Here is an 18,224-nt window from a genome sequence, read left to right on the forward strand (position 1 = left end):
GCACATTTTACCTATTGGCATCCAACGCGCTGGCGTTCGGTTTGCGCACGCGCCTTTACGCTCTGAGGTGCGGTTGGAAATTTACTCAACAATTCGCCGAACGAAGCACACGCCGCATCCTTCTGCCCAAGCCGATCAAGCGACATAGCGAGTTTCAAAAGGCTATCCGGTGCTTTCGGGCTTTGCTTGTATGTCTGGTAGCCTTTTAGGAAAGCGCTTGCGGCCGCTTTATATTCGCCGCGCACGAAATGCGTTTCGCCGAGCCAGTACTGGGCATTTCCGGAAAGCGAGTCATTCGGAAATTTTTTCAGGAACTCGTCGAATGAGGTTTCGGCGGCGCCATAGTCGCGTTGAAGGAGATATCCGTAGGCGGTTTCATAGAGCTGCTTCGGATCGTTGCTCGTCTCGCTTGCCGGCGCCAATGCGGCAGTCGCAACCGGCGCTGCAGCGGGGGCACCGGGCGCAGGCAGAGTGGTGGATGCCTGCCCCTGTTGCGCGCCATCGCTATTTAAGAAACCGCCAATGGCATCGTTGCCGCTTGAGACCGTGGTCGACCCAAAGCCTGGCGTTGCCGTGCCGGCGGAAGGCTGCGCTTGCGGGTAAGCTCCCTGACCATTCAATGCCGTGTCCGACGACGGCGCGATTTCCGACCGGCGAGGCGTGCCGCCGAGGCTCCTCACCTGATCGGAAAGCTGCTGGACCTCCGTGGTCAGCGCGCGTACCTGTGTCTCGAGACCTTCGATCCGCGCGGCGTCGCCATCGCCACCCGAAGACGATGCGGGAAATGGTGCGGGCGCCGAACCACCGTTCTTTGCGAGCGTCTCAAGTGTGCCGACGATGACTTGCATGTCGACGAGTTGCTCTTCCAGCGATTGAACGCGGGCCTGCAATCCAGCGTCTCCAGCCGCAGGCGCCGCAGCGCCGGACCTCGCCGCTTTCCCCTTCGATTGGGCGTATGCAGGCGCGACGGCCAGAACGAGCACAAGCGCTGCTACCGAAAGTCCATGTCCCGCTGAAATCCGCATAAGCTTAGCCATGCCCCGGCTTTGCTCCGTCATAATCCACTCTTCTCACATTCGATTGCCGACGCCGCTCCAGATTGGAGCCAAAGCCGCCGGACCTTCTCGTGCGCCCCCTCTTGGGCAAAATCAACCGAAGAATCGTGCCCTTCCCCGCCCGGTGATGCGTTAATGAGAGCCGGACGCGCTATTGCGGTATCTGGTCCGATAGACTGCTTTCAGCCGCAGGCGCCATTGACGTCTTCGCGCCCCCTGTATGCCGCTTCTCCGCGCTCAATCGCCGCTGTTCCTGATCCCGCAAATCATTGATGAAAACTTCTGCATTGCGATTCTGTGCCTGACATAATGGCGACGAACAGAGCGCAACGCGGTCATCGTTTCCGACCGGCCGGATCTGGATACGGCTCGGGTCAAGCCCAGCTGCGATCAGACGCTCGCGGACGACTTCCGCACGCTCGCGCGACAGCATCTCCGCGGCGCGGCGGTCGCCTCCATCGTCGGACCGACCGATAACCGTTACCGTCAAGCCCGGACGTGCTTTCAGCCAGCGCGCTTGAGCTTCGATAATGCTGCGAGCGCGGCCACCGATCTTCGAGCTGTTCTCGGCGAAGAAAACGCGATCGCCGGCGTTGATCAGAAATGCGTGGCGGTATTCGAGCGTGCGCTCGGCTTCGTCCGCGCGAATCGCGGCGCGCTCGTCATCGTCGTCGCCGTTGTCGAGTGCCGTTAATGCGATCCTGGCTCGTGCGGCCTCGGAGGATGCCGGAAACAGTGCAATAAGCTTTTCAAAAAGACGCCGTGCCGAATCGTCGGCGTGATCGTGGAGAGCATCAGTACCGTCAATGAGAAGTTCTGCCGGGGTTTCCCCGTTGGCGCCGTCATCGTCCTCAGCACTGGCGGTCAAAGGACAGGCGAGCATGACCGCGAATGCTGCCGCCAAGACGCCATGCACGAACTTTGAAGACCGCAATTTATACATTTGCAGGGGCACGGAATTAGACCTCGTGCTCCTTATGGTGCTCCAATTGGGCTAAACTTTGCCGAATTATGGCAGGTCAAAAGGTATTCGCGCGTGTGGCTAATTTGAGCCAACCCGCCGTCGCAAGTTGGAAAATCGCATGGAATTGCAAATAGCAGCAGACGACCACCAGACTTAACGCTGGCTCACAACTCCGCCGCTATTCAACACGGTTTGCGCCCGGCGATTCTGCGACCAGCATGAAATGTCGTTGCAGACTGCAACCGGCCGCTCCTTGCCATAGGAGATCGTCCGAATGCGTGCTCCGTTGACGCCATGCTGGGATAGGAAGTTGCGTACGGTCGTAGCGCGACGCGCACCAAGCGCAATATTGTATTCGCGCGTGCCGCGCTCGTCAGCGTGACCTTCGATCGTGATCGCGTATTGCGGGTACTGTTGCAGCCATTGGGCTTGCTTGGTCAGCGTCTGCTGTGCCTCTGGCGTCAGGTCGATCGAATCGGTCGAGAAATAGACGATATCACCCACGTTCTGAGCGAAGTCGCGCTGCGATCCGGGCGTCGCGGCGCCGTACTTACCGCTCAACGCGTCCGGTTGCATGTCCTTATTTCCGGCGCACGCACCGAGAGTTGCCGCAAGAATCGAAACGGCGGCGAGGCGCAGACTCAACCGCGCAATCGGTGCCAGCATTTCGTTTGTCCCTTTCGTCTCGACCGCAACTCTCAGGCAAGCCACATATAGTCTCATTCGCTCGGCGAGAGGCAGTCGCTTGTGCATCAGCACTTAGTGGAGCGTTCAGCCGAAAATGTGGCCGAAAGCGCGGATTCACAGCGAATTTCAATCCATCGTACGAACGAACAGACGCCTCCGCGACGACACCTTCAGCCTGCCGACGATTGATAGCATCGCCCTATTATCGTGCGTGTGCGACCAATTCGAATCTGGCGAGATTATCCCAGCCTCAAAATACGGCCAGCCAATGTACACAATTCCGGCGGAGTTTTCCTCGATATTCACGGCCTCGATGGCATGGGCCCTAAAAAGCTCAAGACCGAGGTGATGGCGAGAGAATCGCCAGCAACTCGGCCTTGAAGATAGACACGAAAAACGCAGCCCCCAGATCCGCAGCTAGCGCTTGCGCACAGCCCAGGCTGAAACGGTTACGTTCTTCATGGTAGTCCTTTGAATCAAGCAATCCGCTATTAGCGAACAGCCTGGCTGCTAGCGGTCGGACCGCCGAGCTTCAAAGGAACATGCTCAGCTTCGCGACGGCATGCGCCAACCGCAATAGCCGCGACAACCGCTGACAAAAGGATCAGCCCCTTCACACCCTGCATGGTCATATCTCCTGATACGATTCCGGCAAAAGCCGTACTCTGGGGTACCGGCAGGCCGTGCGGCGATCAAGGTGCGAGGCAACAAACGTCAAGTTTTCCAACCTAATAGATGCGAAAATGCAACGACGACGCGTGTGAGAAAGTCAACACTTTTCGGGTCGATAATTTGCCATCCAAGTGTTTGTTTTAACCATGTTTTTTACCCGCAACCAACGCGCCCTGACTCACCTTCGGAGCAGCGTTCGTAAACAAGGTGTTAATTCAGAAGCGGTGACCAGGCCGGGTCAGAGGCGAAGGACGGCGTCTTCACCTCGCGCTCGTTGTAGCCGGTGATGTCGACGGAAAATATGTGAGGCCCGCCGTTGTTGGCTTGCGAGTCGCGCCAGAACATCAACACGCGGCCATTCGGAGCCCAGGTCGGCCCTTCATTATGGAACCCTTCCGTCAGAACCCGCTCTCCCGATCCGTCCGGCTTCATGACGCCGATCAGAAACTGGCCGCCGGTCTGCTCGGTAAAGGCGATATAGTCGCCGCGGGGCGACCAGACGGGCGTCGAGTAGCTTCCGCCTCCTTGCGAGATCCGATGGGCACCCGACCCGTCTGCGTTCATCACGTAGATCGCCTGAGATCCATCGCGGTCGCTCTCGAAGACGATCTGGTTTCCGTCAGGCGAATAGCTCGGGCTCGTATCGATGCCGGTCGACTGGGTGAGTCGCCGCGGCTGACGCGTCCGAAGGTCCATCTCGTAGATGCTGGAGCGACCGTCGGGTGTTCCGAGACTCATGACCACCTTTTGCCCATCGGGTGAAAAACGCGGAGCGAAGGTCATACCGGGGAAATCGCCGACAAGCTCGCGGCGGCCCGTCTCAAGGTTCATGATGAAGACTTTGGGCTGGTCGCTCGTGTACGACATGTAGGTGATTTCCTGGTTCGTCGGCGAAAATCGCGGCGTCAGCACCAATTCCTTGCCTTGCGTCAGCAGACGAACGTTGGCGCCATCCTGATCCATGATCGCGAGACGTTTCGTCCGATTCTGGGCCGGGCCGGTTTCATCGACGAACACGATGCGCGTATCGAAATAGCCCTTCTCGCCGGTCAGCCGCTCATAGACGCTATCCGCAATCATGTGGGCGATGCGCCGCCAGTTCTGCGCGGACGTCGAAAATCTCTGACCCGCGAGTTGCTTTCCCGTGGCCACGTCCCACAAGCGGAACTCGGCACCAACACGCCCGTCGCCACCGTTGACGACACGTCCCACCACAAGCGCGTCAGCTTGAATCGAACGCCAGTCGTTGAAGCGAGGGGCGGTGTTGACGTCTCTCACCTGCTCAAGGAAGGAGGCACGATCGAGCGGACGAAACAATCCCGATCTTTCGAGGTCGGCCTGCAACACGTCCGAGATGTTGTTTGCCATCTGCGGATCGTCTCCGAGGAAGACGGGTATGGCGATCGGAATCGGCGCGATCGTTCCTTGCGTTTGCGTGCCCTTGAGCTGCGCCTCCGCCGTGGTCGTCAAGCCTGCGGCAAAGAGCAAACTCAGAATCGACAGACCGAGGAAGGCTAGCGTCCGCTTCGGGCCGTGGGTCCAGATCATGCGCGATATCTCATCTGTCATTCGTTGGCTCAGGCTCTCGGTACGGTGTGGAAACTTCGCATCGCGGTGGATTGAAGCAACTTTTGGGCGATTACAACATTTGGCGCGGATCGAACGTCCAGTCGATGCTTCTCCACGCGTTGTATTTGTCGGGCGGCAACCTGAAGGGCGAGCACATCTTCACGGCTCTGAGCGCGGCTTCGGCATAAACCTGGCCTGCTGTCGTCGGGGGGGCCGAGGTTACGCGTGGCTCGCCGGCGACGCTGCCGTCGGGGTTCATCGTCCAGTGCAGTTCGACGACAGGCACTTCCTCGCCGCCGCCCGTTCCCGGCGGCCGCCAACAGCCGTTAAGCTGCGATTTAAGCATGCCCTTCAGCATATCCTGCTCCCGCAGCGATAAAACGGTGTCGCGTCCAGTCGCTGTTCCGGCTTCCTGGCCGAACTCGTCGCTGGTCTTACTCGATCCCGACGCCTGCTGGCCTTTCTTTCTCGGGTCCTTATCGATGAGCGCTTTCGGCGGCGCGTCATCGGGAGACTTGTCGAGAATGGACGCTATCCTGCTCGGATCGAATTTTTTCTTCGCGGCCTCGGCCCTTTTCCTAGCTTCCTCGCGCTTCTTTTTCTTTAATTCGGCGAGGCGCTTCTTCTTCGCGGCCTCCTCGGCTTTTTTCTTCGCCTCGGCTTTCTTTTTGGCTTCTTCCTCAGCCTTTTTCTTCGCTTCTTCCTTCGCTTTCTGTTTTGCTTCTTCTTCGGCCTTCTTCTTGGCTTCGTCTGCTTTGCGCTGCTCTTCGAGCTTTTGCTCCAAGAGCTTTTTGTCGTCCGGAGTCGGCCCGGGCTCAGGCTTCGGAAGCGGCGGTTCCGCCAGCTTCTTCGCGATAGGATCCGGGGATGGAGGTGGCTTCGGTTGGTCGTCCGCCTTCTGAGGCTCGGCAGGCTTCGGCGGTTCTGCTTCCGGCGGCGGCTCGGCCTTTGCGACCTCTTCCTCGGGCGGTGGCGGAGGAGGCGCAGCGTTGCTGGGCTTCTTCGTATCGTTCTTGCTGTCGTCGGGCTTGGGTTCGTCCTTCGCCTTTGTTTCGAGTTTCTTGGCGTCCTCGCTTCCCTGTTTCAGACGCAGAAAGTCCGACGGCGTGATGATGTCGGCCGAAATCGCGGGCGTATCGGGCGTGAGCGGCGGGACAGTGCGCATGGAAAATAGCGCCCACCCGAGCAGCGCGGCGTGGAAGGCCAAGGACAGAACAAGTCCGAAGGGCACGGCTAAGTGCCTCCCTTCTCCTGGTCGAGAACAAACGACAGCTTTTTGAAACCGCCGTCGTTGATGCGTCCCATCACCTTCATGACAATGCCATAGGGAACGCCTCTATCGCCGCGCACGAAAATCGTCTCGTCGTAGCCATTCTTGGCGATGGCCTTGAGCTTGGTCGCGATGTCGTCGAGCTGGACCTGACTGTCGCCGATGAAGACGTCGCCATTGACCTTCACCGTGACGGCGACGGGTTCCTGTTTCGGCGTCGGGATCTGCTGCCCCTTCGCTTCGGGGAGGTCAACAGGAATGCCGACCTGCAACAGCGGTGCTGCGACCATGAAGATAATCAAGAGCACAAGCATCACGTCGACCATCGGCGTGACGTTGATCTCGCTCATCGGCGCGTGACGCGCGCGGCGACGGCCGCGTCCACCGCCACCACCCATCTTTACGCTTGCACCCATGGGATCAGGTCCTCACGTCGATCTGGCGCGATACGATCGCGGCGAACTCATCGGAAAACGCATACAGACGCTGTGAGATTGCAGAGGAATCCGCGGAAAATTTGTTATAAAAAATGACGGCTGGAATGGCTGCCATCAGGCCCAGCGCCGTAGCGAACAGTGCTTCGGCGATGCCCGGCGCAACGACTGCGAGAGAGGTGTTCTTCGAGACAGCGATCGATTGGAAACTCGTCATGATGCCCCATACCGTTCCGAACAAGCCAACGAACGGCGCGGTCGAGCCGACGGTCGCGAGGAAGAGAAGACGTCGGTCAAGACGTTCCATCTCGCGGCTGATGGTGACGTCCATCACCTTTTCGACGCGCAACTGAATACCGCCGAGTGCGCGAATGCTTCCTTCGACCGACCGTTTCCATTCGCGCATCGCGGCCACGAATAATGCCGCCATCGTGATCGTGCGGCCGCGCGAGAGATTAGCGTAGAGCTCATCGAGAGATTGGCCAGACCAGAAGAGCTGCTCGAAGCGATCGCTTTCGACGCGCGCGCGCCGGAACGCCAAGAGCTTCTCGAAGATGATCGCCCAAGACCAGATCGACGCGAGTCCAAGCCCCGTCATCACGACCTTAACCACAATACTCGCCTGTAGAAACAGCTCGACGAAGGAGAACCCGGCCGCATTGACCGGGGCAACGACGCCTTGAGCGACATCCGCGGGATTCATTTCACCATCCATGTCGAAGAACTGCAGCGCCGGTGAGGCGCGCACAAGATTTTACGGTCGGCCCGCAACTGAGATCGCGCGCCGCGGGTTCACGCGCGATAGCGTTTGTCGGTGTAATGACGTTCACCCCGGCAGCCATGCCCCGCCGCATGTGCTTCTCTCTCTGATCAGAGCTTTCGCCGCGCAATATGACCAAACAAGGGCTCAGACACTGCCGCTGTAGTGGCGCAGCCCGTGGTTTATCCACGCAAAATGTCGGCGTTGCCCTCAGCGAGAGCTTTGGAAGGGAAGAAATTCCCTTTCTAACGGCGCCATCGATCGCGTGAGCGCCGAGTCGCCTAAATACTATGCCTAAAATTTGCGCCCCTGTGCGCTGCGCAATTAATGGGCTACGAGCCTAAAATCTGTGCATCTCGCAGCGCATTATTTGATATAACATCCTACGTTATATAGAAAAATCCGTATTTGATGCCGCTCACTATGATGCGTCGCGTCATCGATTTTTGTTTTCATGCTACGAAAAAAAGTTGACTAAGAGCCAACTCCTGCGTGAGTTGGTGTGGGGTTAAGAAACGCTTCGGCAATCGGGCAAAGTGACACATTCCGAGCCGCCCGAGCTCAGCTCCACGTCGAAAAAAAAGAGGGTTTCACCGCCCATCATTTCCAACGTGCAAATCGATAAAAATCCCAAAGGGAAACGCCAATGCAAAAGCAAATCCTTCATGACGATCCACGAATAGGAAAGCTGTTTTCGGGCGACCGGAACTGGTCGTTCGTCGCTGTTATCGTCCTGTGGGCTCTTTATGCCTTCGTCTTCTACGAGGTGAAGAACTATCTCGGGACGCCCGAAGTCACATGGACGCTCGCAGCATTCGGAGCGCTCGTCCTTCTCTTCAACACCGCCGCAATCCTGGCGATGGTCGCGCATCTCAGCGAGGAGCGCAGCGAAATCTATGGGCTCGATCTGCACTACGTCGATCTGGCCAAGAAAAAATCCCGTAATTGAGAGGTAGCACCGTGGAAAAGCCGCATTACGAACCTCCCAAACAATCTGCTGCCGGCCAGCTTTTCGACAGTCTGTTCCTGCTCGTCCTTGTGCTAGCTGCGTTGTTCACTCCTCTTTATCTCAAGCTTGCCGGCGGCGGAAAAATCGAACTTCCGATTGCCGACAAATCGACGTGGGCCGGCCTCGGACAGAATGCAGTTCAAGCCGCGCAATGGGAGAAACTTGGTTTTCACCCAGATACCGCTGCTCCGCTGATCACGTCGCGCTTCGACTACAGCTTCAGTCCGCTCGAACTCGCGATCACCGCCGCCGTGGTGATCGGCTATTTCGTGCTGCTGTTTGCGTTCTCGAAGAAAGAATACATCGAAGTCATCGAAGAACGCTTCGGCAGAAAGTGAGTACCCGCGATGAACAATTGGCAAATCCTTGAATACGCGGCTTGGGCTTTATCCTTTGCGCTCGGCCTCTACATGCTCATCGATATGGTCATGACCAATCATAAGTACAGCGAAGACCTTCTCACGTCGTCTCGGGAAGGCGACATCGACGATGCACTCGTTATCGATCCACCACACCAAGGGGGCCACCTGTGAGTCAAGCTACAGCTGTCCATGGGGAGAAGATCTCACTTCTCCGCGTTCTCGGCCCGGCACACGTGTGGGCCTTGGGTGTCGGCATCGTGCTCGTCGGCGAATACATGGGTTGGAATTTCGCCGTCGGCAAAGGCGGCGCAATCGCAGCTCTCATCGCTTGCTGGGCCGCCGGCCTTCTTTATACCTGCGTCGCGATGATCGACTCGGAAGTGACGTCCACCGTTGCTGCCGCCGGCGGGCAATATGCCCAGTCAAAACACATCATCGGTCCCTTGATGGCGTTCAACGTCGGACTCTATCTCGTGTTCGCCTACACGATGCTAGAAGCTGCGAATGCCATCACGCTCGGGTATCTCGTTCAGACCGTCGGGCAAATGGCTGGCTTTGCAGAAGCTCACGACAAGCCATTCATCGTGTTGACCATCATGTTTCTAGCGTGGCTCAACTATCGCGGCGTCTATGCGACGCTGACGGTGAACCTGGTCCTGACAGCGATTGCGTTCATCGCGGTCGTCGTCCTGTTCCTTGGCGTCAAGCCTTGGTCGACGGAGCTGCTCCATCATAAGGAGATTCTGAACGGCTTGCCCTATGGCTGGATCGGCGTGCTCGCGTCGTTGCACTTCGGTCTCTGGTATTATCTCGGAATCGAAGGGACGTGTCAGGCTGCAGAAGAAGTCCGGTCGCCTGCGCGGTCTTTGCCGCTCGGCACGATGACGGGCATCATGACGCTGCTCATCGCGGCAACGATGACGTGGTATCTATGCTCCGGCCTGATGCCCTGGGAATACCTCGGGCAGGCGACGACACCGCTCTTCGATGCCGCACGGCTGACCAGCTCGACACCGCTGATGGTCCTGCTTTTCATCGGAACGATGTTTTCGACGCTCGCGTCGGCTAATGGCTGCATCAACGATGCTTCGCGCGCTTGGTTCTCGATGGGCCGCGACCGCTATCTGCCGACATGGTTCGGCGCGGTGCATCCCAAGAACAGGACGCCGTTCCGCTCGATCGTGTTCCTAGTGCCTGTCGCACTGATCTTCGCGTACTTTGCGCCGCTCGATCAGGTGATTACGTTCTCGATCCTGTCGGGTCTGCTTGAATACACCTACATGTCGATCCAGGTGATCTTCTTCCGGCAGAAATGGCCGCTCGACACGATCAAGCGCGGATATGTGCATCCGTTCCATCCATTGCCGGCGCTCGTTCTGCTGGCGATTTGCTCCACGACGTACTTCGCGGTGTTTCTCGGTTATGGCACGCAGCTCGTTGCAATGATGGTGTTCTTCATCGTCGCCTCGCTCTGGTTCCATTTCCACCGTTACAAGTACGTCCGAAGAGGCGATCAGTTCACGATGAACTGGCCGCGCCCTGTAGGCTACTGAAGTCCCCAAAACTCAAGTGGCGCTTCCTCCCGAGGCGCCACTTCTTTCGGAGATGACCGATGCCGCTGGCTCTTGGATTTCTCACCTGCACCGGCATTGCCGCGATTGCGGCGCTGGCACGCCATGAGGCTCGCGCCGCAGCGGAGGCGCGACACTCGATTCTCGATCCGGCATTGAGCGTACTCGATACGGGTAAGATCTCTATCGAACCATCCGACTTTCCAAAGATCGAAGGGACCCACCGCGGTCGCGCATATCGGGTCACCCTCATTCCCGATACGCTAACTTTCCGCCGACTGCCGCAACTCTGGTTCGACGTGACGCTGAAACGCGATTTGCCGTCGGTCTGCGGCAGCGTTGGTATCCTCGTCCGTCCTTCCGGCGCCGACTATTACTCGCTGACCGATCGTTTGCGGGACCAGATTCCAATACCTGCAGATTTTCCTGAGGCGTGCTTAATCAAAGGCCAGGGGGCAGCGTCACGACGAACTCTCGAACTTATCGCTCCCGACGTCGCCGCACTGCTTCGCGATCCCAAGATCAAGGAGGTTGTCGTTTGTCCTCGCGGCGTGCGGATCGTGCGCCAGCTGTCACAAGGAAGCCGGGGACAACATCTCATTCTTCGCCAATCCGTTTTTGAGAACGCGAGACTAGAGGCTCAGGAGTTGAAAAACGCCATTGATGAAATCTCGCGCATTGAAAGCGCCGTGCTTGATCTCGATCTGGTGACTGCTGCATGAATGCGTCCCCCGCGGAGCGCAAGCCGCTCAACCCATATCTGGTTCTTGCCATTGCGATCGTTCTTCCCGGCATGGGGCATGTCGCGGTCGGGCAACCGCAGCGCGGATTCATGTTTGCGATGTTCACGTTACTTTTATCGCTGCTCACATGGCAGATCTCGGCGCCGGAGCGCTCGTTTATCGGACGTACGGCTATCGGACTTTTCGTGTGGGCGCTTTCCATTCCGGACGCGTATCGAATTGCGCGGACGCAGTGGGAAGTCTGGAAGCGGAAGCATCCGTCCTAGTCGATACGCGTGTGCGCACGGAAGGCACCGCGTACGGCGTCGCTTAAGCGCAACGGCTTGCCCGACATAGATACAAGAACCACCGTCACCTCGGCTTCGACGATACGTTTGCCCTCGCGCATCACGGTTTGGATGAGTGTGACGCTCGCGCCGCCGATTTCCTTGACGCGCGTTTCGATCTCCAGCAAATCGTCCATGTGTGCCGGGCGGAAGAAATCGAACGACATGCGGCGAACAACGAACGCCGCAGGCTCTCGGCTGTCGGAACCGTCGATTAGACGGCGCGCGTCGGTTCCGAGCAGGCGCAGAAAATCTGTACGGCCGCGCTCGCAAAAGCGCACGTAAGATGCGTGATAGACGACGCCGCCAGCGTCAGTATCTTCGAAATAGACGCGAACCGGCAGGATATGGCGTTGGCCGCCGTCGCCGTCTCGAACGATGCGCCCCGCGAGATCCGGCCACTTGTGATCGCTCACCCCTCGCCTCCATCGCCAAGTTCGATCATGACGATTTCAGGTGGCGAACCCAAACGGACAGGCAGCGAGGAACAGCCCAAGCCGCCCGAGACGATCAGATGGCGGTCCCGCTCGATCTTATGTCCGTAGACGTAACGGTTTCCGAAACGGGAGGGGACAACCGGCGCATATCCAAAGATGCGAACCTGCCCGCCGTGCGTATGCCCCGAGATTGTCAGCGAAACGCGGTCGGGCACCTTCGGAAAAATGTCCGGCTCATGCGCCATCAAGATGACCGGCGCCTCGTCCGATACCTGCGCCAACGTGCGCGGAAGATCGTCGGTGCCGATGCAGCCGAACAGATTAGACTTCGCCATTTCGTCATCATCGTCGTTTGTCTGGAACGAGAGCTGATCTCCAAGGCCCGCCAGCCAGAACGGCCGGCCATCCTTTTGCAAACGCACGACGGCGTTCTCATAGACCGGTATGCCGGCGGATCGCAGCGCGCGTCCAGCGCGAGGCAAGCCGGAGCGTTGTTGCTGAACTTCGGAGTCGGCCCACCAATCGTGATTACCGAGGACCGCATGTACGCCGAGCGGCGCTTTGATATCCACCAAAACCGTCGCCCATCGTTCGGCGGCGACTGACGTTGATATGCTCCCGAGTGTCCGGCCGACGACATAATCACCTAGCAATAGCACCGCGTCGGGTTGGAGACTGTTCGTCTGCTCGACAAGCGCACGGACGCGGTCGATCGACATCCACGGTTCGCAAATATGAAGATCGGCCAGAACAGCCAATTTAAGATTCAAATCTTTCGGCCAACGCGGAGGCGACAGCCGGTAATGCGTTACGCGCTCCCGGAACGATTCCGCGACGGCATAGCTGCTCAACGCCGTGGAGCCTACCCCTAAGGCAGCGAGCATCTTCAGCATGTCACGGCGGCTAATCATCTAGGAATTCCTGGAGTGGGGCAGCGCACTCTACGCATTCAGCCCGAAAGTTCTGCAATAAGCTGGCCAAACCGTGAATTTCTCGGGGGAATGTGGCTGGAGCGTCGTTAAGTCTCGTCCCGGCCGTCATCGAAGATCGGCAAGTCGGGGGTTGCGGAGCGCGCCGGGCCGCTGACGCCGAGATGGCGGTATGACTTTAGCGTCAGAACGCGGCCGCGCGGGGTTCTGCTGATGAAGCCTTGCTGCAGGAGATATGGCTCGACGATTTCCTCTAGTGCGTCGCGCGGCTCGGAAAGCGCGGCTGCCAATGTCTCGATGCCGACCGGGCCGCCTTCGTAATTGTTAAGGATGCATCCGAGATAGCGATGATCAAGCGCGTCGAGACCCTCGCCATCGACCTCCAGCATTTTCAGCGCCCTATCGGCGACGGCGGCATTGACGACGGCCGCGCCTTCGACTGCCGCAAAATCGCGCACGCGGCGCAGAAGCCGACCGGCGATGCGGGGCGTACCGCGCGAGCGCTTCGCAATTTCATGAGCACCATCGGAAGCCATGCTGGCGCCAAGCACGCGGGCGCCGCGCGCGACGACCTGCTCCAATTCCGGAATGGAATAAAAGTTCAGACGGATGGGTATGCCAAAGCGATCGCGCAGCGGATTGGTCAAAAGGCCAGCGCGCGTCGTTGCTCCGACGAGCGTGAATTTCGGAAGATCGATGCGCACAGAGCGCGCAGCAGGACCTTCACCAATCATCAGATCGAGTTGGAAATCTTCCATCGCGGGATAGAGGATTTCTTCGACGGCCGGGTTCAGGCGATGAATTTCATCGATGAAAAGAACATCGCGCTCTTCGAGGTTCGTCAGAAGTGCCGCGAGATCGCCGGCTTTAGAGATCACCGGCCCCGAGGTCGCGCGAAACCCGACGCCGAGTTCCTTGGCCATGATCTGCGCAAGCGTTGTTTTGCCGAGGCCCGGCGGTCCGGCAAACAGGACGTGATCAAGAGCATCGCCGCGTCCGCGCGCCGCCGCAATGAAAACGCGCAGGTTGGCACGCGCCTGTTCCTGACCGATGAATTCGTCGAGCGACTGCGGGCGGATCGTCGCCTCGAAGGCGTCCACTTCCTTGCGCGCGCTGCTGACGAGGCGGTCGGTCATGGTTTGTTCGTGGGGCTATTCGGCCGTCGCGTCAAGCGGAGTGCGCCGAGCCCCACGGGATAAAGGCGCATAACGCGGCGACTCGATTCGCCTCCTGCGCTCACCCCTTTGGGGCAGGGAGCAGGATTCCCCCACGGATCAACATCGCCCGGATGCCGATGGAGATCAGGCCAGAGAGAAAGGCGAGAAACGGCAACGCGCCTTCAATCGGGAGCGGAAAGATGATCGCGGCGGCCATGAACGCCAAGACCCCCGCGACCGCAGCGTGCAGCCAAGAATACGTTCCATGTTGTAGGACGAACGGCGAGAGTGCGATCGCGCCGACCGTCGAAGGCAACGCGGCCCAGGCAAAAACATCGACGGCAAATTCGCCCAGCGGTCCGGCAACCGGCTCCGGCATCATGAAATCCGTCGCGGGTCTTACGAGCGCAAGAGCAATGCAGATGAGGCTCGCAAAAAACGGCGTCGCGAGCGACGTGATCAAAACCATCCAGATCGCGCGTTGACCGTTACTTACGTCTTTCACGATTTCTTCGACCTCTTTTCAGTGCGCATCGGCTTCGCCTTATCGCGCCAGCTCTTTGAGCGCACGCTTTATCAATGCGGCGGTGTCGGCCGACGCACCTAGCTCACGCGATCCGACTGCGACGGCAGCGTTTGCCTGCGCCGGGTTATAACCAAGGTTGGCCAAGGCTGAGATTGCTTCTGCGGCCGCAAGTCCTTCCGGCGGCATCGGTGTGGCAACCGTGCCTCCAGACGCGGAAATTCCTGCGACCGCCAGCGAAGGCGCTTTGTCCTTCAGTTCCGCGACGATGCGCTGCGCCAGCTTCTTACCGACGCCGGGCGCTTCCTCGACAGCCGCCCAATTGCCGAGGGCGACGGCATTGGCAATATCTTGCGGTCCTAGGATGCCGAGCACGCTCAGCGCGACCTTGGCGCCGACGCCCTGAATAGTCTGCAGCGTGCGAAACCAACTACGCTCGAATTCGCTTTGGAATCCGAAAAGGCGGATCGCGTCTTCACGCACATGCGTGTCGATCGTCAGGGTGACGTCGTCGCCCGGTTTCAAATTGCGTAGCGTACGCGACGACGCCTGAACCTCGTAGCCGACACCGTGGACATCGACGATGAGGAAGCTCTCGCCGATGGCGTCGACCTTGCCTTTGAGCTTGCCGATCATGTTCCGACGACTTTCGCCGAGACCGCCGCGAGCCTTTGGCGGCTAGCGCGATGATGCGCGTGTGTGATGGCAATCGCGAGCGCGTCGGCTTCGTCGGCGCATCCGAACGTCGCTTTCGGCAATAGGAACGCAATCATTGCCTGGATCTGCTGCTTTTCGGCATGGCCTGTGCCGACGACCGATTTCTTGATCAGGTTTGGCGTATATTCGGCGACACGCAAGCCGAGCCGCGCGGGCGCCAAAAGGACAGCGCCACGGGCTTGCCCAAGCTTCAGTGTCGACCGCGGATTTTCGTTGACGAAGGTTTCCTCAACGGCCGCCTCGGACGGGCTGAAGCTCTGGATGACCGTTGTTACTTCTTCAAAAAGTGCCGAGAGGCGATAGGCAAGATCGTCATCCTTCGGCGGCGTGATGACGCCCGAGGCGACGTAGATCAAGCGGACACCGTCGCTTTCGACGACGCCCCAGCCCGTGCGCCGAAGGCCGGGATCGAATCCGATAATGCGAATCGCTCGTGCAGTCATGCATTTCGCATAGCATGAACCGCGTAGGAGACCGATGGCGGCGTCAGCATCGGCGGCAATGGCGGCGGACGTGTTGCGTCGGCGACCTTGCCCGTCATGATGGCGTCCAACGCTTCCGCCACGTCGGGTTCGCTCCAGTATTTCGTGTGGCCGCCCAGCCCCATGACGTAATTGTCGATCCGCAGTCCCGGCGGCGCAGTGATCGCACCGCCGATGTAATCGTCGACGCGGTATAAGTTGATCCAGCACTTCAGGCGGGCGGCGATCCCGAGCGGGATGGCGCGCGAGACCGCATATTCGTGAAAATATCGCTGGTAGATTGTGCCAAGCGGCGAACCGAACGTCAGGAGCGCGGGGGATGCTCCACCGAGCTCGGCGTAGTCCGGTCCGTTGTCTCGGAGATAGTCGTAGGCAATGACTGCGCCTTGACTATGGGCAACGAAGACGACGCCGTCGTAGCCCTGATGCTGAATGAAGGTCTTCAGGACAAGGCTCAAGCGCTCCTGGATGCGCGCCCGACGAGGCCGTTCCGCAATCGGACGAAACCGTGTGGGAACGAAAAGGAACGCGGCTTCCAGGCTTGGACGGTAATTGTGATCAATCAGGTCGCGGGCGATCTGGATGATGTTCGCCACGCGTTTTCCGAAAGAGAGCGGAACGATAAGTGCCGCCAGCGCCGCTAACGGCAGGACGAAGCTGCGGAACGTTACGAACGCGGGATTGGATTCCATTTCCGGCTGGAAAAATACAAACGTGATTACGACCACGAATGCACAAATCAACAGCGCGACAAGCCAGGGATTAAAAAGAAGGCGTGGCAGCGATCGCGCCGTTTGCTCAAGATTGTCGAGCCCTTTGCGCGCGCGATACCGCCTGATCCGCATCAGCAGCCAGGCACCTACGAGGAAGGCTATGACCGTCAGCGCGGCTGCGGCGTAAATGAACTTGAAGCGCGCGATCCATTCGAGCTTCAGGTCGGGGACCTGCAGATACTGGACAATCGGGTTATCGAGCGCGATCTTTTTGTCGTGCACGGCGTCGAGTACCGAGTTTTTCAGAACGTGAAGCGACGAGCCGGTCTCTGCGCGCGTCAACATCGTGTAGATGATCGATACAACGAGTGTCGTCCAGAGTAGAAACTGCATGATCAGAATGCCGACGCTGGTCGAGAGCGCACCGAGCCGCGATGGATCCCCGAATTTCCGCGCACGACCGACGGCGGTCAATAGCAGACAAGTCGCGATCAGGATCAGGGCGCCCCACAAGCGCCAGCCGTAGATGATCACACGATAGAGGCCGTTGACGTAACATGCCGCTAGCGGATCGGTTGAGAGACAACTGCTTCCGTGCGCCGCTGCGATTTGAGGACCACGTGCTTGCAGCGGAGGCAGCAGATCGGTCGCCGGGATCAGCGCTCCGTTCGCAGCCAGCACGACGAGCGCGGCGCTCGTCAGCACAAGCCACGATGCAGCATCGTACCAGGAGAAGTCCTGACTCTTGACGATGCGATAGCCGAGATAGATCGCAACACCGCACAGGAGCGTTTGCACGATGATGAATTGCGCACCCGCATCGATACGATCGATGCCGAGCCATTTGGGTTCATAAAGATAGATCGCGCAGATGAGCGAGGTCGCGACGGTGAGCGCCGCGATTGGTCCGCGCAAGAGCCACGCAGCGAGCCACAAAATCGCGCGCACGATGACTGCCACCAGCCCAAGTGTTCGGTCGAGCATGGCATCGACGAGGTGATGCGATTCAAAGATTACGCGAAAGAGCCCGAGCAACGTATTGAGGCGTCCCGGTCCCATCGCCGTAAGATCGGCCCAATGGACTTCGACCGCTTCGATGTCAACGCCGCTTTTATGGCGCGCGGCTCTGCGGATGACCGGAAAGACGGGCGCCGGATCTTCGACACCCGGCTCTGCGACGCGATTGAATTCGTTCGCCGGAAAGACGCTATAGCCCGGACGCGTCGCAACGAGCGTATCGAGGAGGGCGTTTACACAATAACCGGGTTCGGTGTCGCCGACGCCATGGACAACAACGAGCCCAAGGCGTGTTCGCCCGCTGCCCCCCACTCGTCCCTCCACCGACATGCCCGACTCCCACGCGACCGGTACACATTTCAATCATAAAGCGTTTTCGCCACGGGGTGCGAGCCAAAACGCCTTCGATCGACCTAGGGCTCGTCAGACGACGTTAACGGCCTTAAATGTGGGCCTTGAGACGGAGCCGAAGCATTCCCGCATCAGATGATCATTGGAGGGATGAAATGGAGCCGACCTTTGGGCATCCGCTTTGGATCTCGTCCGGCATTTTGTTGTTGATCTTTGGCGGCCTGCTCTTTCGCTGGGCGCGCCGGGATAACGCCGGGGAGCGGATTGCAATTGCCACGCGCGAATCCGCCGTCAATAAGCTTTTTAAGGGCGGTGATACCCCCAGGGCTGCAGCGCAGCCTCTCGGCAGGCATTATTTCCGCAGGGCCATGGCGCAGTTCTTTGGAATTGCCGGATTTCTGCTGATCATCGCCGGACTGATGGCAACTGTCCTTGGGATATTCTACGTTGGAGGATAGCCTTCGCCGTATCAGCCT

Annotated in this window: 22 protein-coding genes; 7 read left to right on the forward strand and 15 right to left on the reverse strand. The window is 58.9% G+C overall.

Annotation, left to right across the window (positions count from 1 at the left end):
• Positions 1-11: 11 nt before the first annotated feature.
• The 8 genes from ybgF to tolQ form a co-directional block, all read right to left on the reverse strand.
• Complete coding sequence (ybgF, locus tag VHB22_RS08085; protein ID WP_325456448.1) at positions 12-1,037, reverse strand: tol-pal system protein YbgF; 1,026 nt, start codon at positions 1,035-1,037, stop codon at positions 12-14.
• A gap of 169 nt (positions 1,038-1,206) precedes the next feature.
• On the reverse strand, positions 1,207-2,010 hold the full coding sequence (locus VHB22_RS08090; protein ID WP_325456449.1) for an OmpA family protein: 804 nt from the start codon (positions 2,008-2,010) through the stop codon (positions 1,207-1,209).
• Between the two features lie 162 nt (positions 2,011-2,172).
• A complete protein-coding gene (pal, locus tag VHB22_RS08095) occupies positions 2,173-2,685 on the reverse strand; it encodes a peptidoglycan-associated lipoprotein Pal (protein WP_325456518.1) in 513 nt (170 codons plus the stop codon).
• A gap of 512 nt (positions 2,686-3,197) precedes the next feature.
• Positions 3,198-3,332, reverse strand: coding sequence for a hypothetical protein (locus VHB22_RS08100; protein WP_325456450.1), 135 nt, complete (start codon positions 3,330-3,332; stop codon positions 3,198-3,200).
• 256 nt (positions 3,333-3,588) lie between these two features.
• Positions 3,589-4,947, reverse strand: coding sequence for a Tol-Pal system beta propeller repeat protein TolB (gene tolB, locus VHB22_RS08105; RefSeq protein WP_325456451.1), 1,359 nt, complete (start codon positions 4,945-4,947; stop codon positions 3,589-3,591).
• 70 nt (positions 4,948-5,017) lie between these two features.
• Complete coding sequence (gene tolA / locus VHB22_RS08110) at positions 5,018-6,178, reverse strand: cell envelope integrity protein TolA (RefSeq protein ID WP_325456452.1); 1,161 nt, start codon at positions 6,176-6,178, stop codon at positions 5,018-5,020.
• Between the two features lie 2 nt (positions 6,179-6,180).
• Positions 6,181-6,633, reverse strand: coding sequence for a biopolymer transporter ExbD (locus tag VHB22_RS08115; RefSeq protein WP_325456453.1), 453 nt, complete (start codon positions 6,631-6,633; stop codon positions 6,181-6,183).
• Between the two features lie 4 nt (positions 6,634-6,637).
• Entirely contained in the window at positions 6,638-7,354 is a 717-nt protein-coding gene (tolQ, locus tag VHB22_RS08120; RefSeq protein ID WP_325456454.1) for a protein TolQ, read from the reverse strand.
• 703 nt (positions 7,355-8,057) lie between these two features.
• Here tolQ and VHB22_RS08125 point away from each other — a divergent pair.
• The 6 genes from VHB22_RS08125 to VHB22_RS08150 are packed head-to-tail and all read left to right on the forward strand — an operon-like array spanning position 8,058 to position 11,362.
• Entirely contained in the window at positions 8,058-8,360 is a 303-nt protein-coding gene (locus tag VHB22_RS08125) for a hypothetical protein (protein WP_325456455.1), read from the forward strand.
• Positions 8,361-8,371: 11 nt separating this feature from the next.
• Positions 8,372-8,758, forward strand: coding sequence for a hypothetical protein (locus VHB22_RS08130; RefSeq protein WP_325456456.1), 387 nt, complete (start codon positions 8,372-8,374; stop codon positions 8,756-8,758).
• A gap of 9 nt (positions 8,759-8,767) precedes the next feature.
• A complete protein-coding gene (locus tag VHB22_RS08135) occupies positions 8,768-8,953 on the forward strand; it encodes a hypothetical protein (protein WP_325456457.1) in 186 nt (61 codons plus the stop codon).
• Positions 8,950-10,335 carry an APC family permease gene (locus VHB22_RS08140; protein WP_325456458.1) on the forward strand — a complete coding sequence of 462 codons (1,386 nt, stop codon included), beginning with the start codon at positions 8,950-8,952 and terminating at the stop codon, positions 10,333-10,335. The genes VHB22_RS08135 and VHB22_RS08140 overlap by 4 nt, the downstream gene beginning before the upstream one ends.
• Before the next feature lie 59 nt (positions 10,336-10,394).
• The gene (locus tag VHB22_RS08145; RefSeq protein WP_325456459.1) at positions 10,395-11,075 is read left to right on the forward strand and encodes a hypothetical protein; all 681 of its coding nucleotides are present in this window, start codon (positions 10,395-10,397) and stop codon (positions 11,073-11,075) included.
• The gene (locus VHB22_RS08150; RefSeq protein WP_325456460.1) at positions 11,072-11,362 is read left to right on the forward strand and encodes a hypothetical protein; all 291 of its coding nucleotides are present in this window, start codon (positions 11,072-11,074) and stop codon (positions 11,360-11,362) included. Before VHB22_RS08145 ends, VHB22_RS08150 begins: the two co-directional genes overlap by 4 nt.
• On the opposite strand, the gene ybgC is transcribed toward VHB22_RS08150, so the two are convergent.
• The 7 genes from ybgC to VHB22_RS08185 all read right to left on the reverse strand — a co-directional run bounded on the left by ybgC (position 11,359) and on the right by VHB22_RS08185 (position 17,727).
• Positions 11,359-11,838 (reverse strand): tol-pal system-associated acyl-CoA thioesterase, encoded by a 480-nt coding sequence (gene ybgC / locus VHB22_RS08155; RefSeq protein WP_325456461.1) that lies wholly within the window; start codon positions 11,836-11,838, stop codon positions 11,359-11,361. The genes VHB22_RS08150 and ybgC overlap by 4 nt on opposite strands.
• A complete protein-coding gene (locus tag VHB22_RS08160; protein ID WP_325456462.1) occupies positions 11,835-12,770 on the reverse strand; it encodes a metallophosphoesterase in 936 nt (311 codons plus the stop codon). The genes ybgC and VHB22_RS08160 overlap by 4 nt, the downstream gene beginning before the upstream one ends.
• 107 nt (positions 12,771-12,877) lie before the next feature.
• Positions 12,878-13,924: a Holliday junction branch migration DNA helicase RuvB gene (gene ruvB, locus VHB22_RS08165; RefSeq protein ID WP_325456463.1), complete on the reverse strand. Its 1,047-nt coding sequence runs from the start codon at positions 13,922-13,924 to the stop codon at positions 12,878-12,880.
• Positions 13,925-14,024: 100 nt separating this feature from the next.
• Entirely contained in the window at positions 14,025-14,450 is a 426-nt protein-coding gene (locus VHB22_RS08170) for a hypothetical protein (protein WP_325456464.1), read from the reverse strand.
• A 39-nt stretch (positions 14,451-14,489) separates the two neighbouring features.
• The gene (gene ruvA, locus VHB22_RS08175) at positions 14,490-15,104 is read right to left on the reverse strand and encodes a Holliday junction branch migration protein RuvA (protein WP_325456465.1); all 615 of its coding nucleotides are present in this window, start codon (positions 15,102-15,104) and stop codon (positions 14,490-14,492) included.
• Positions 15,101-15,628 carry a crossover junction endodeoxyribonuclease RuvC gene (ruvC, locus tag VHB22_RS08180; RefSeq protein WP_325456466.1) on the reverse strand — a complete coding sequence of 176 codons (528 nt, stop codon included), beginning with the start codon at positions 15,626-15,628 and terminating at the stop codon, positions 15,101-15,103. The genes ruvA and ruvC overlap by 4 nt, the downstream gene beginning before the upstream one ends.
• A complete protein-coding gene (locus VHB22_RS08185; protein ID WP_325456467.1) occupies positions 15,625-17,727 on the reverse strand; it encodes a hypothetical protein in 2,103 nt (700 codons plus the stop codon). Before VHB22_RS08185 ends, ruvC begins: the two co-directional genes overlap by 4 nt.
• Before the next feature lie 176 nt (positions 17,728-17,903).
• Here VHB22_RS08185 and VHB22_RS08190 point away from each other — a divergent pair, with 176 nt between their 5' ends.
• On the forward strand, positions 17,904-18,206 hold the full coding sequence (locus VHB22_RS08190; protein WP_325456468.1) for a hypothetical protein: 303 nt from the start codon (positions 17,904-17,906) through the stop codon (positions 18,204-18,206).
• The last annotated feature ends 18 nt before the right edge of the window (positions 18,207-18,224 follow it).

The organism is Hyphomicrobium sp. (assembly GCF_035548195.1).
Classification (GTDB): Bacteria; Pseudomonadota; Alphaproteobacteria; order Rhizobiales; family Hyphomicrobiaceae; genus Hyphomicrobium_B.

Excerpts from the sequence above, each read along its gene's own strand:
- ybgF (WP_325456448.1), bottom strand. The coding sequence starts at position 1,037 with ATGGCTAAGCTTATGCGGATTTCAGCGGGACATGGACTTTCGGTAGCA.
- pal (WP_325456518.1), bottom strand. The coding sequence starts at position 2,685 with ATGCTGGCACCGATTGCGCGGTTGAGTCTGCGCCTCGCCGCCGTTTCG.
- VHB22_RS08100 (WP_325456450.1), bottom strand. The coding sequence starts at position 3,332 with ATGCAGGGTGTGAAGGGGCTGATCCTTTTGTCAGCGGTTGTCGCGGCT.
- tolB (WP_325456451.1), bottom strand. The coding sequence starts at position 4,947 with ATGACAGATGAGATATCGCGCATGATCTGGACCCACGGCCCGAAGCGG.
- VHB22_RS08115 (WP_325456453.1), bottom strand. The coding sequence starts at position 6,633 with ATGGGTGCAAGCGTAAAGATGGGTGGTGGCGGTGGACGCGGCCGTCGC.
- tolQ (WP_325456454.1), bottom strand. The coding sequence starts at position 7,354 with ATGAATCCCGCGGATGTCGCTCAAGGCGTCGTTGCCCCGGTCAATGCG.
- VHB22_RS08125 (WP_325456455.1), top strand. The coding sequence starts at position 8,058 with ATGCAAAAGCAAATCCTTCATGACGATCCACGAATAGGAAAGCTGTTT.
- VHB22_RS08135 (WP_325456457.1), top strand. The coding sequence starts at position 8,768 with ATGAACAATTGGCAAATCCTTGAATACGCGGCTTGGGCTTTATCCTTT.
- VHB22_RS08145 (WP_325456459.1), top strand. The coding sequence starts at position 10,395 with ATGCCGCTGGCTCTTGGATTTCTCACCTGCACCGGCATTGCCGCGATT.
- VHB22_RS08150 (WP_325456460.1), top strand. The coding sequence starts at position 11,072 with ATGAATGCGTCCCCCGCGGAGCGCAAGCCGCTCAACCCATATCTGGTT.
- VHB22_RS08160 (WP_325456462.1), bottom strand. The coding sequence starts at position 12,770 with ATGATTAGCCGCCGTGACATGCTGAAGATGCTCGCTGCCTTAGGGGTA.
- ruvB (WP_325456463.1), bottom strand. The coding sequence starts at position 13,924 with ATGACCGACCGCCTCGTCAGCAGCGCGCGCAAGGAAGTGGACGCCTTC.
- ruvA (WP_325456465.1), bottom strand. The coding sequence starts at position 15,104 with ATGATCGGCAAGCTCAAAGGCAAGGTCGACGCCATCGGCGAGAGCTTC.
- ruvC (WP_325456466.1), bottom strand. The coding sequence starts at position 15,628 with ATGACTGCACGAGCGATTCGCATTATCGGATTCGATCCCGGCCTTCGG.
- VHB22_RS08185 (WP_325456467.1), bottom strand. The coding sequence starts at position 17,727 with ATGTCGGTGGAGGGACGAGTGGGGGGCAGCGGGCGAACACGCCTTGGG.
- VHB22_RS08190 (WP_325456468.1), top strand. The coding sequence starts at position 17,904 with ATGGAGCCGACCTTTGGGCATCCGCTTTGGATCTCGTCCGGCATTTTG.